The 12,316-nt window shown below is 46.0% G+C and carries 10 protein-coding genes and 1 pseudogene; 7 read left to right on the forward strand and 4 right to left on the reverse strand.

The features are described from left to right. Positions 1-137: pseudogene (locus H6F68_RS10675) on the forward strand (IS1 family transposase); the annotation flags it as partial. 66 nt (positions 138-203) lie between these two features. On the opposite strand, the gene H6F68_RS10680 reads toward H6F68_RS10675, so the two are convergent. The 3 genes from H6F68_RS10680 to H6F68_RS10690 all read right to left on the reverse strand — a co-directional run bounded on the left by H6F68_RS10680 (position 204) and on the right by H6F68_RS10690 (position 4,578). After that, entirely contained in the window at positions 204-2,450 is a 2,247-nt protein-coding gene (locus H6F68_RS10680) for a tetratricopeptide repeat protein (protein ID WP_190558858.1), read from the reverse strand. Between the two features lie 152 nt (positions 2,451-2,602). Further along, on the reverse strand, positions 2,603-3,133 hold the full coding sequence (locus H6F68_RS10685) for a type IV pilin-like G/H family protein (RefSeq protein WP_190558860.1): 531 nt from the start codon (positions 3,131-3,133) through the stop codon (positions 2,603-2,605). 125 nt (positions 3,134-3,258) lie between these two features. Then, a complete protein-coding gene (locus tag H6F68_RS10690; RefSeq protein WP_190558862.1) occupies positions 3,259-4,578 on the reverse strand; it encodes a class I SAM-dependent methyltransferase in 1,320 nt (439 codons plus the stop codon). Between the two features lie 265 nt (positions 4,579-4,843). Between H6F68_RS10690 and H6F68_RS10695 the strand changes: the two genes are divergently transcribed. The 6 genes from H6F68_RS10695 to H6F68_RS10720 all read left to right on the forward strand — a co-directional run bounded on the left by H6F68_RS10695 (position 4,844) and on the right by H6F68_RS10720 (position 11,935). Continuing rightward, positions 4,844-5,947, forward strand: coding sequence for a glycosyltransferase family 2 protein (locus H6F68_RS10695; RefSeq protein WP_190558864.1), 1,104 nt, complete (start codon positions 4,844-4,846; stop codon positions 5,945-5,947). Between the two features lie 69 nt (positions 5,948-6,016). After that, on the forward strand, positions 6,017-7,882 hold the full coding sequence (locus tag H6F68_RS10700; RefSeq protein ID WP_190558866.1) for a tetratricopeptide repeat protein: 1,866 nt from the start codon (positions 6,017-6,019) through the stop codon (positions 7,880-7,882). Between the two features lie 78 nt (positions 7,883-7,960). After that, a complete protein-coding gene (gene trxB, locus H6F68_RS10705) occupies positions 7,961-9,331 on the forward strand; it encodes a thioredoxin-disulfide reductase (RefSeq protein ID WP_190558868.1) in 1,371 nt (456 codons plus the stop codon). Positions 9,332-9,422: 91 nt separating this feature from the next. Further along, a complete protein-coding gene (locus tag H6F68_RS10710) occupies positions 9,423-10,325 on the forward strand; it encodes an ABC transporter permease (RefSeq protein ID WP_190553073.1) in 903 nt (300 codons plus the stop codon). Between the two features lie 40 nt (positions 10,326-10,365). Further along, on the forward strand, positions 10,366-10,944 hold the full coding sequence (locus tag H6F68_RS10715; RefSeq protein WP_190558870.1) for a hypothetical protein: 579 nt from the start codon (positions 10,366-10,368) through the stop codon (positions 10,942-10,944). A gap of 58 nt (positions 10,945-11,002) precedes the next feature. Further along, positions 11,003-11,935, forward strand: coding sequence for an ROK family protein (locus tag H6F68_RS10720; RefSeq protein ID WP_190558872.1), 933 nt, complete (start codon positions 11,003-11,005; stop codon positions 11,933-11,935). A gap of 133 nt (positions 11,936-12,068) precedes the next feature. Here the strand turns inward: H6F68_RS10720 and H6F68_RS10725 are convergent, their stop codons facing one another. Beyond that, the gene (locus H6F68_RS10725) at positions 12,069-12,281 is read right to left on the reverse strand and encodes a hypothetical protein (protein WP_190553070.1); all 213 of its coding nucleotides are present in this window, start codon (positions 12,279-12,281) and stop codon (positions 12,069-12,071) included. Between the last annotated feature and the right edge of the window lie 35 nt (positions 12,282-12,316).

A 12,316-nucleotide genomic window follows, 5' to 3' on the forward strand; every position in this document is an offset into this window, starting at 1 on the left:
ATACCCGACTGAGGCATTATTTAGCACGATTGCACCGGAAGACCTTGTGCTACTCCAAATCAGTTGAGATGTTGAAGTGTTCACTTCGGTTGCTGCTGCATTATTTGAAGTATCGGACAATTCCTCTCTCAGCTTAAATCATTACCTATTCAGCAACGCCAGAATTCTTAAATCTTTACCTTCTATCTTCCTGAAGTAGGTTGTCAGCTCAGTTCAGTATAATTTGCCCACATTTGCTCATAAGCATCTTCCATCTCAGCAGCAAACTGTTTAGCATTCCAAATCGGTGATGTTTGTCGAGATGCTTTCAGCTTCCAAGCAATTTGCTGCCGTAAGGCTGCGTCTTCACCTAAGCGTATACCCCATTCCACATACTCTGCATCTGTCCAGGCGATGCCTTCTGTTACCCCTACATTCATCATCATTGTGTAGCTGTTGCGGCTAACAAACTGCTGCCCAACCCGAGTTACGAGAGGAATTCCCATCCAAAGAGTTTCTAAGGTAGTCGTCGCACCATTGTAAGGATAAGTATCTAATACTACATCTGCAATTCCTAAGTTGGCACGGTGAACTAGCTCTGAAAAGACTGTTGGTAAATACCGCAGGCGATCGCAACTAACTCCTTCTTCTTCAGCAATCTGATTAAAAAAGTTTTTAATGGAGTTTTCATCAGCCAATCCTTTAATCAGAAAATAGCTATTTGGCACCTCCTTCAAAATTTTCATTTGCAATCGCACTGTATCGGGGTGACGCTTATGTCCTTTTTGGGCACTGAGGTATATTACTGCGTTCGCAGGGATATCTAGCTGATCTCGACGTAGATTAGGGACGCCAACTTCAAACCCATCAACTGCTACATAGGTTTGAGGTAAACGCCAGATCTTTTCTGTGTAGTAGTCCTGGGCGTTTTCTGGCAACACATAAGAATCGGCAATAAAGTAATCAATTGCTGGAATGCCCGACCCATCCCACCCCAGCCAAGTAGCCTGGATAGCGGCAGGCTTCATAGACATAATTTCGCAGGTGGTATCGAGTGTGATGCTGTCCAAATCAATCAGAATATCAACATCATCCTGGTAGATTTGGTCTGCAATTTCTGGTGCATCGAAGCCAAGGTAACGAGATTGAGTGGAATTGTTAGTAAACCAGGTTTGGGTAAAACTATCTTCTTGGCTTTGGTTAATGAAATAAGTATAAATTTCATGGCGATCGCGATCATGATGCTGAAACAGCCAGCGGGCTAACCAGCCAACTGAGTGTTGCCGCAAATAGCCAGAAAGATAACCAAGTCTAAGCTTTTTAGTTATTTTTAGGTTGGGTTGTTGAATTTTTAGTTGATGTCTATGTTGATATTGACCAACCCGAGCGCTTGCATTAGATCGCACATTTGTTTGGCAAAGACTAGAAACTTGGTTATGAAAATATCGATTACTTTGTGGTTCATCTCTTAAATAAGGAAAGAAGAACGTTGAAGTGAATAGGCATGAGGTCGCCTCCCGGCTCAGGTCATGAAGCTGTTGTTCAATTAATGCTTGCAGTAAATTTTGATGCTGATCAAAAACACTATAAGCCTCCTTCCAGGAACCACCAGCACTCATCAAGCCCCTAAGTAGAAGAAAGTTGCTGTAGATTTGACCTGGTAAAGATTGAGCTACGGTACAGAATCGCCTTGCAGTTTCTATGCCTTTGTCATAATCACCAGACTTTTGATAAAAATTAGCGAGGTGACCTAAAACCTGAGTATTGTCAGGAGTTAGGCGTGAGCAAAACTCTACATACTTAGTTGCTACTTTGATGTGCCCTAAAGCATAAGCAAGTTTAATTGCAATGTGCATAAGCACGTCGATTAAACTCTGAGGGTCTTCCACAAGAGGCAGACAAGCTTCAGCAAGCTCAAGTGATTGAGGATGTAGCGGTTCATGCTCTAGAACTTCCTGAAGCGCGCCAAGCAATAAGAGCGGAGTAGCTTTTGTAATGTGTTCTAAACTAAGTAAATAAACGATGTTGAGAGAATTAAGATCCTCAGCCATGAATTTTTTTAAATGGATCGATAAGAGAATAATTTTCAGAAGGTTATCAATATTTTTTGGGTCAATTTCTCGGATATGCTGTCGAATTGCCCAGGCAACTTGATATGCCTCTATAGTTACCTGTCTCTCTGCTTCTACTTCTAAGATGTGTGTAAGTTCGCTAGACCACTCATCGATTTGCTCTGGTTCGGCTTCTGCTATTACTAGAAGCCAATTTGTTTGAGCCTCAACTTCTTGGCCCTGCAATAAGAAAACTAATCCTAGATACCAATAATTGTTTCTATTACTGGGATCTGTTTCAATTGCTTGTTCGTATAGGGTTACAGCTTCATGATAATAGCCTTGAATTAAAAATTGGTATGCTTGTTCTTGTAGATCCTCTAGATTATTAAAATGAGTAGAAGTATTTTCAATACTCATAAAATTACCTGGAAATGGACAGTATTTAGTAAGCTCTACATTAGAATTCAATCAAAAAATAGAGTGGGTAATTTGCTTAACCCACTCTATTAAGGCTGGACTCTGAGAAGTAAATTTTTTACAAACAGAGTTCTATACAATCTGCAGCCATCTTACTTAGCATCAATCACTTTCCCTGTAGTAGTGCAAGGAGTAGCACCAGCAGTTGCAGTTGGAACAAGGGCTTGAGCTGCACCTGGCTTAACAGTTTCACACAAAATAGCTAGAGTGGTTGCTTCACTGGTAGCAGTGACTGTGCCTAGCTCTACCCGTCCAGCATAAGTCTTTAACGGAGCTTTCTGAGAAACTCCCTGGTTAACAACTGAAGTTCCAGTCTTGTCAGAAATGACGTAGTTATAGTTTGTTGTTGCTGTGGCAATTCCAAGCCCTAGCAATTCAACAGAACTACCAAAATCGGTGTTTTCTAGGAAGTAAGCTTGTTGAGCGCGGTTCATAGAACCAGTGTATTGCTTAGCCTCGGATTGCTTTGCTTTGTTGGCTTGGTTCAAGAAGGAAGGCAGGGCAATAGCTGACAGAATACCGATGATGATGATAACAACAAGAAGTTCAATAAGGGTGAAACCTTGATCTTCTTTCTTTTGAGCGAGGTGCTGTAGAAATCTAGCTTGAAATTCAGTCTTCATTGATTTATCTCCTTGAGGTGCGGGGCGCAGTGGTTTCTAACTCCTGAATTTAATTTACCCAGGCAGATCAACTTTCATATCATCCACCTATAAAAACTTTTGGGCACCTATTTTCAATTCCGTGCCTAGGGCAGCTCTAAAAGAATGTATAGGTAAATTTCTAAGCTGCCGAGGAATTGCTTGACTTCCTCAAAGGCCGTTCGCACACCCACTGGTTCTAAGGTAATCGCATTTACGGGCTGTACAGTCTGCCAACGCTGAACTAAGGCCATAAAAGGTTGCGGTCCTTCCCAAAGAGGTAATAGACACGCTGCTATATGACTGTCAATCGTAATGGGGGTAAGAGCAGGTAAGGAGATCAGTTGGCTAATTTCAAAGGGTCGACGGGAGTTTACACAGTCAATTAGTTTTTCTTGGACTAGAACTGTTTTAAGTTGCGGGTGCAGGTAAACTTGAGCTTGCTGCCAATCTTGAAGACTCCATTCGCTGATGGGTGCATAGTCCTGCCCTTGGCTGGGATGAGCGCACCAGAAATCTAACAGGCGGTGAACCGGATGCAGTAGTTCAAATAGGTGCAGCCGTTCTTCTAATGGAACCTCTGGTAAACTCATAGCCAAAAATGCGGGCAGATTTTTCGGGTCTTGAAATAGATCCATCAATTCCCAGTGCCGCCAGTTCACCATGCTCACAAATTCTAGGTCCGCAGCTTCAAGAGCTGCAAAAAGCTCCTTAACGGTAAACCCTTTGTCACCTTGCATTAGGAAGTTGACCCGTACTTGCTCAGCATTTGTTTCAAAGTCGGGCTTCCAGGCGATCGTTCTCAAATAGGTATTATGCTTTAGCGATCGCATCATTTCTCGGAGCAACCCCACCTCTAGCTCGCCTGGGGCTTCGTCCATCAACCCCATCATTTTGAAGACTTTCTGGGCCCGAAAGTAAAACTCTCGCTGTAAAGAGCTATGTAAGTTCGCCCGAATGATGCCATCCGGTTTAAGTACTGAGCGCATGGCTTTTAGCCCAGCTACTGGGTCAGGCAGCAGATACAAAACCTCATCGCAGTTGATGTAGTCAAACTGAAGGTTTAAGCTTGGCAACTCTTCGGCTGCTAAAGTGTAGAACTCTGAGTTTTCAAAGCCGTGATAATGCGATCGCTGACGAGCCAAATCTAATGACTTTTCGGACATATCGACGCCGATGATTTTGGCTCCTGGATTCGCTTCCGCTAACATTAGTGAGGTATAACCAGTGCCGCAGCCCACGTCTAAAATTAATTTCTCTTTTGTATCGATAATCTGATGGTTTCTTAAATAAAACGGAGTTACCAAGTTGTGTAGGTATAAATTATTAGCATCTCCTTTGGATGAGGTTTCAGGGGGAAGTTCTGGATAGGGAGTCGTTTCCCATTGCTGGCGAACCATCTCTCGTTCAGATATGTAATTATCCATAAAAAATCCTTGTTTTTGGGTTAAGTGATCGACTGGGGCTTCGCTGTGGTTCACTCCCATTGTTCCCACCTTATTTAGAAGAGCAGCTTGGTTAACCTTCGGTAACGACACTCTAGCTTTGCCCACGCCTGTTATCTATTTATCTATATAAGAGGGGAGTTATACGAAATACAGCCCATTGCGAGGGCATCTTAAGGTCGAGCTGCTATTTGTGTATCCCATGAGCAACACCTCAGTTCCACTTCAACGTCTGGTCTCGCTGTGCATGATTGTAAAAAATGAACAGCACAACTTGCCTCGCTGCTTAGCCAGCGTGCGATCGCAGGTTGATGAAATGATTGTGATCGATACAGGCTCTGAGGACGACACAGTTGCCATTGCTCAGCAATATGGTGCCCAGGTTAAGCATTTTCAGTGGTGTGATGATTTCGCTGCGGCTCGGAATTTCGCGATCGCTCAAGCTTCTGGAGACTGGATTCTAACGCTAGATGCTGATGAAGAGTTGGTTGTTAAATCAGAACCTTGGCGGGAGCGATTAATAAATAGCAGCGCCGAATCTCTTGCTTATTGGATTCCTTTGCTTGACACCCATCAACCAATGACTGCTTTGCCAACTATAAGGCTTTTCCGGAACTTGCCTGACCTACGATACTCCGGACGGTACCACGAACAAATCACTTATCAAAATCAATATATTTCCGCCAAATTCACCCAGGCTTTAGATTGTCTAGAAATTCGGCACTATGGCTACGCTGACGATTTACTTTTACATAAGAACCTAACTCGCAACATTCCTCTGCTAGAACGACTCCGTCAGCAAGAAACGCTGAGTCTGCTGCTGCTTTTAACTTTAGGTAATGCTTACTTAAGAACTGACCAAGTAGAAAAGGCTAGAAGCTGCTGGTCAGAAGCTTTTGAGCGCCTTTCCCCTCATTTACTAACTGGCGATTTACCTAAGGACACAGTACGCTTGCCAGCTTTACTATTTATTTTGGGCCTTGATCTGCTTCATGAGCAAGCAGACTATGAAACAGCCATGCTGATTTGTCGGCGTGGGTTGGAATGGTTTGCTGATTACCCTCCAATCCATCATTTGACTGGCTCACTGATGCAAGAGTTGGGCTTTCCACTGGCTGCCGCTACTCACTTTGAGGAATGCCTGAGTATGGGCCGACAAGGCCGTTATTTTCAACGAGAACCTTTCGACCTCAACTTTTTGACTGTTTGGCCCGCTTGCGACCTTGGTCATAGCTATGTGGCACTCAAACGTTTCCGAGAGGCAGTACAAGCCTATGAGTTGGCCCTCTCCTTTCAGGCAGATTACGAGCCCGCACAAGTAGGTTTAGCAGCAGCCCAGCAGAGATTGTAGCAAATGCCGTTTTGAACTCACTTGCTCTTTGCCTTCCTCCTAAATATCATCTAGCGATTAGGCCCCTTGATGAATGCTCTACAGGTAGCTACTGAAGCCCAAAACCTTTTATCTCAAGAGAAATATGACCAAGCGATCGCACTCTTAAACCATGCAATCCAGGTAACTCCTGACAACGAGCAGCTGTATAAATTGCTGGCTACTGCTTATTTGCAACACGGACAGCTAACTGCGGCGATCGCTTGCTACCAAAAAACTGTAGAACTAAATCCACAATCGCCTGAGACTCATAAAAATCTTGGCAATGCTTGGCTCAAACAAGGTAATTTCTCTGCTGCGATTGCTTGCTACCAAAAAGCTTTAGAAATAGCTCCAGAGTACGCAACCGCTTATTACAACTTAGGTTTAGTTTACCAGCGACAAAAACAACTTGAGGCTGCGATCGCTCATTATCGACGCGCCATTGAACTCGATCCAGCTGATACAGCAGCGTACAACAATCTAGGCTTAGCTCTTCAAAGTAATGATCAGCCAGAAACTGCGATTGCCTGCTATCAAAAGCTTTTAGAAATAGACGCTTCTAGCGTAACAACCTACTACAATCTAGGCTTAATTTTTCAGGAGCAAGAGAACTGGGAAGTAGCACGCTTCTATTATGAACAAGCCCTTAATCTTGATGCCGATGACGTTGACACTTTGAACAATTTAGGGTTTGTTCTGAATGAGCTGAGGCAGCCTTCGGCAGCCATTTTAAGACTTCAAGGGGCAGTAACGCTAAACCCAAGCTATGTTGACGCTTATGTCAACTTAGGAATTGCCTACGAAAAGCAAGATCACCTTGCAGAAGCGATCGCCTGTTATCAGCAAGCGTTGGCACTAAATCCTGATCATTCCTCGGCTTTCAATAATTTAGGTATCGCTCAAGAACAACAGGGAAACTTTGACCAAGCACTAGCTTGTTACGAACGGGCGATTCAATTAGAACCTCAACGAGCTATCTATCATTGGAACCGGAGTCTACTTTTGTTAAGAAGTGGCGACTTAGATATTGGTTTTTCAGAGTTTGAGGCCCGCTGCCAAATGAAAGCGCTCGCCCCTCACTCCTTTCCTCAACCCTTATGGGATGGTACGAACCTTCAAGGCCGCAGTATCCTACTCCATTCAGAAGGAGGGTTTGGTGATACATTGCAATTCGTTCGCTATACGCCCCTAGTCGCTGAGCGGGGTGGGAGTGTTAAGATTGTGGCTCCCCAGCCGCTACTGCGTTTACTGAATACTCTGGCAGGTGTAGATCAAGTAATTTCATGGGAAGCAGATCTGCCTGATTTTGATGTTCATATACCTCTAATGAGCTTGCCGCATCTATTCAGAACCTCACTAGAGACGATCCCTGCTAGTATTCCTTACCTATCGCCTCCTGAAGTCTTGCCTTTTACCCTAGAATCACTGCCGAATACTTTTCTTAAAGTGGGGCTGACTTGGGGAGGAAATCCTGAATATGGCCGCGATCGTAGTCGCTCTTGCTTACTAGAGCAATTTCTACCACTCCTTGAGATTCCTGAGGTTACCTTTTACAGCTTACAAAAGGGGCCGAAGGCTGCCGAACTAACTAACTTTCCTGGTGAGATAGCTCTACAGAATTTGAGCGATCGCATTCACGACTTTAGTGATACTGCGGCCGCAATAGCACAGTTAGATCTCGTTATTACAACCGATACATCAGTAGCTCACCTCGCCGGTGCTTTAGGATATCCAGTTTGGGTTTTACTCAACTTTGTGCCTGACTGGCGATGGTTCACTGATAGCGATCGCACTCCTTGGTATCCAACTATGCGATTGTTCCGCCAAACAAAACTGGGTGATTGGTCAGACGTATTCGAGCGAGTTAATCAAGCCCTACAAAATTTGGCTAGTCAAGGATCATTAATTGTTTAACCAGCCTGATGTGTTTTGTAAAGAAAAAATTACGCTATACTAGTTAAAGTGTAGTCGTTATGAGTTTGTCTAGGCTCTATGACAAATCTAACTGTTGAAAATTTGGTCATTATTGGCTCTGGCCCTGCGGGATATACGGCTGCTATTTATGCTGCAAGAGCGAATCTGAAGCCGTTTGTGTTTGAAGGCTTCCAGGCAGGGGGGCTACCTGGTGGGCAGTTGATGACGACCACTGAAGTAGAGAACTTTCCTGGTTTCCCAGAAGGCATTACGGGTCCACAGTTGATGGATCGGATGAAGGCCCAAGCTGTGCGTTGGGGAGCGGAATTGGTGACTGAGGACGTAGTATCAGTTGATTTCAGCCAGCGTCCTTTTGTGGTGCGCTCGGAGGAGCAGGAAGTGAAAGCGCACAGTATTGTAATTTCGACAGGTGCGACAGCGAAGCGGTTGGGATTACCTTGCGAACATCAGTTTTGGAGCCGTGGAATTTCTGCTTGTGCCATCTGCGATGGAGCAACGCCAATTTTCCGGTCGGCAGAGTTGGCTGTTGTGGGTGGTGGTGATTCGGCGGCAGAAGAGGCTGTGTATTTGACCAAGTATGGGTCGCATGTGCATCTATTAGTACGCGGTGAAAAGATGCGTGCTAGTAAGGCTATGCAAGATCGCGTGCTGAAAAATTCCAAGATTACGGTTCACTGGAACACAGATATTCTGGATGTGTTTGGCGAAGAAAACCACATGAAAGGGGTGCACCTACGCAACAAAAAGACAGGTGAAGCCAGTGAACTGCATGTGCGTGGTTTGTTCTACGCGATCGGTCATACCCCAAATACGTCTTTGTTTAAGGGGCAGCTAGAACTTGATGATATTGGTTACGTTGTGACGAAGCCTGGTTCTGTAGAAACGAGTATTGAAGGTGTGTTTGCGGCGGGTGATGTCCAGGATCATGAGTATCGACAAGCGATCACGGCAGCGGGCACGGGTTGTATGGCAGCTATGCTGGCGGAGCGTTGGCTATCGACTCAGGGCTTGGTGCAAGAATTTCACCAAACAGAAGCCTCGGAAAAACCGGAAGCTGAGCAAGCTGCTAGAAAGTCGGAAGCTGAGCAAGAGTCTGAATTTAGCGTGGATGCAACTCGGCACGAAGGGGGGTATGCGCTACGGAAGCTTTACCACGAGAGCGATCGCCTAATTGTTGTAAAATACGCTTCCCCCAATTGTGGACCTTGCCACACCTTGAAACCCATCTTGAACAAGCTGGTGGATGAGTTTGAGGAAAAAATCCACTTTGTAGAAATTGATGTGGAGCAAGATCCAGATATTGCTGAGGCAGCGGGCGTCATGGGTACGCCAACGATTCAGTTCTTTAAGGACAAGGACAAGGTTGCTGAGCTGAAGGGCGTGAAACAGAAGAGCGAGTATCGCCAATTGATTAGTAGCAATCTGTAGTAGCAACTTCTAACTAATCCGGATCAGCAAGAGGGAACTGAGCTTGGTAGATTAGATCAGCCTATCGCGATCGCTGGCTTGCACTAATTTTATGGCCTCTACTAAGCTCTGGTTACCTCGTTTCCGATTTGCCGAACGACCCAGCCTTTCCATGCGAATGATGGGGGTTGGGCTTGTAATTACAATTCTCTTTATTCTGGTGGCGCTGCTTTCCCCTATGTTTCAGGCTTGGGGCTGGCTCCAGAATCCCACAGACTCTTTAATTAACCCGATTCACGAACCGCCTGGGCTGAGTCATTGGTTTGGCACGACTCGCCAAGGCTACGATGTTTTTTCTCGAACCTTATTTGGTAGTCAAGCGGCATTGCAAGTGGTGATCTTAGCGACCGCTTTGAGCTTAGTCATAGGAGTGCCGCTAGGTTTAGTGAGTGGATATCTAGGCGGTAGGCTCGATCGCATCCTCCTATTTTTAATGGATACGATCTATACGCTGCCAGGGCTTTTGCTTTCGGTAACGCTGGCGTTTGCGGTGGGACGAGGGGTTCTCAATGCGGCGATCGCTCTGAGTATTTCTTATGTGCCGCAATATTATCGGGTGGTGCGAAACCATACGGTTTCTGTGAAAACGGAGTTATTTATTGAAGCGGCTCAAGCAATGGGCGCTTCCACCTGGACAGTACTGTCGCGTTACTTGCTGCTAAATGTGATTCAAAGTGTGCCAGTGCTATTTACGCTGAATGCGGCAGACGCAATCTTAACCCTAGGCGGTTTGGGGTTTTTGGGGTTAGGGCTACCCGAAGAGGTGCCAGAGTGGGGGCATGACTTGCGCCAAGCTTTAGACGCGTTGCCTACCGGAATTTGGTGGACTGCCTTTTTCCCAGGCATGGCAATGACTTTGATGGTGGTGGGGTTATCTTTGCTGGGGGAAGGATTGAATGAGTTTGTCAATCCACTGCTACGGCGAGAAAACTGGAACCGGAAAGCGGCTGAGTAAGTGCGTATTGATTAACTAGTCAGCTCGCTGAATATGCCGGATGCCACTCAAGACTTCATTATTTATAACCGCTATTTGCTTCACGCTGGTTGCAGCGGTGAGTGGTAGTTTGCGAGCAAACTCTGGTTCCCTCTGGCGTTCGTCTGGTGTTGCAGTGAGTGTTGCGACTGGCTCTGGTCCTGCTGCTCAGGCTGAGGTATCTAGCGATCGCTCCCTGAATCGCGCTGCTCATTCTGATGAACCTGTTCAGGAGACCCTTGACCAAAGATTCTCGGTCGAGAAATCACGAGTAAGAATGCAGCAAATCGACGCAGCTTTGACGAGTTTTCGGCAACTAACAGAAACTAGTCAGAAAAACTTGGGACAAGCAGAGGTTGCTGGGGTTGGCAATACCGATTGGGAAACTCAGAATTTAGGCTTTCACAATTGGGTGGGTGCGGTAGAAGGAACTATTCTGAAGCAGAATGCTCGAATTGCTCAATTAGAACTAGAGCTGGCGCAGCAGCAACACGCTGATAAGAAGATTACCAAAGCCGAACTGAAGCAGAAAGCTGTGAATGCTCAAAAAGCGGCGCAAGAGTTTGATCAATTCTGGAAGTCCTTTAGCATTGCTGACTAGGGACGCTGTACGATCGTAGACCGTCACCTCGTCAGTTACCGCAGCATTAGTTAGAAGTATGGGGACAACACCCGATGTTTCAGCCCAGCCCCTAGCACCTCAGGTCTTAGGCATTGACTTAGGTGGTTCGGCGATTAAACTAGGTCGCTTTAGCCAGGATGGTACTTGTTTGCAAGCCATGACTGTGCCGACTCCTCAACCTGCTCATCCAGAGGCTGTTTTAGCGGCAATGGTTGAGGCGATCGCTCAGCTTGATCCAGACGAAACCAGTTTGGCAATTGGCGTCGGAACGCCGGGACCCGCCGATCGCCGAGGCCGTATCGCCAGGATTGCAATTAATTTACCCGGTTGGCAAGATATTCCGGTAGCAGATTGGCTAGAAGCAAAAACCGGGCGACCAACGGTAATTGCCAATGATGCCAATTGCGCTGGGCTGGGGGAAGCTTGGTTAGGGGCAGGTCAGCAGTTTCAGAACTTAATTTTACTAACCCTGGGCACAGGCGTTGGGGGGGCGATTATTTTCAACAGTCAACTCTTTACAGGTCCAGATGGGGCTGCGGGTGAGTTGGGCCTGATTACTCTAAGGCCAGACGGTCCAGCTTGTAACAGTGGCAATCACGGTTCCTTAGAGCAATACGCCTCAGTGCAAGCGATTCGGCGACAGACTGGGCTAGAACCGATTGAGCTGGGATTGAAAGCGCAAGCAGGCGATCGCGATGCTTTGGCGTTTTGGCAAGAATATGGCCGAGATTTGGGAGCGGGCTTAACCAGCCTGATCTACGTTCTAGCGCCCGAAGCAGTAGTAATTGGTGGCGGAATTAGCGCCAGCGCTGAGTTTTTCTTACCAGCAGTCCAAGCGGAAATTCAGCGACGAGTTTTGCCGAGTTCTCGGAGGAACTTGCAGTTATTAAAAGCTCAACTAGGCAATCGCGCTGGGATGGTAGGAGCGGCGAAACTAGCGTGGCAGTTAATTGGTGCTTTTAGCAGTTAGCGATTCTGAATTAATTAAGCGACACCATTTTTGTTGGGGGTAGGTCTTGTACCTGCTCACCATACGAAGGGCACCCACAAGAGATGCCGCAACCAGTGATACCCATTCATAAAAGCTAAGTGTCAACGACTACTTAAGGTAAGGTGTGCCCAGTGGATTTTTCCACGTAATCCATGACTTGCTGGAAAGCTTCGGGATGACCTTGCTGGTTCAAAATCATGTGGGTTCCCCCTTCTGGCAAGTAAAAGGACAACCTACCATTAGGGGTAAAAGCAAAAGCACTGACACGTTCGAGGTCAACTACATAAACGTTCCTCTCGTAATTAATTTTGACCCAATACCCCACAGCACTCCTCACTAAGATTGAAAGGGTTTTAGTCT

The organism is Trichocoleus sp. FACHB-262 (assembly GCF_014696035.1).
Taxonomy (GTDB): domain Bacteria; phylum Cyanobacteriota; class Cyanobacteriia; order FACHB-46; family FACHB-46; genus Trichocoleus.

Coding starts and splice junctions, on each gene's coding strand:
- H6F68_RS10680 (WP_190558858.1), bottom strand. CDS start 2,450: ATGAGTATTGAAAATACTTCTACTCATTTTAATAATCTAGAGGATCTA.
- H6F68_RS10685 (WP_190558860.1), bottom strand. CDS start 3,133: ATGAAGACTGAATTTCAAGCTAGATTTCTACAGCACCTCGCTCAAAAG.
- H6F68_RS10690 (WP_190558862.1), bottom strand. CDS start 4,578: ATGGATAATTACATATCTGAACGAGAGATGGTTCGCCAGCAATGGGAA.
- H6F68_RS10695 (WP_190558864.1), top strand. CDS start 4,844: ATGATTGTAAAAAATGAACAGCACAACTTGCCTCGCTGCTTAGCCAGC.
- H6F68_RS10700 (WP_190558866.1), top strand. CDS start 6,017: ATGAATGCTCTACAGGTAGCTACTGAAGCCCAAAACCTTTTATCTCAA.
- trxB (WP_190558868.1), top strand. CDS start 7,961: ATGACAAATCTAACTGTTGAAAATTTGGTCATTATTGGCTCTGGCCCT.
- H6F68_RS10710 (WP_190553073.1), top strand. CDS start 9,423: ATGGCCTCTACTAAGCTCTGGTTACCTCGTTTCCGATTTGCCGAACGA.
- H6F68_RS10715 (WP_190558870.1), top strand. CDS start 10,366: ATGCCACTCAAGACTTCATTATTTATAACCGCTATTTGCTTCACGCTG.
- H6F68_RS10720 (WP_190558872.1), top strand. CDS start 11,003: ATGGGGACAACACCCGATGTTTCAGCCCAGCCCCTAGCACCTCAGGTC.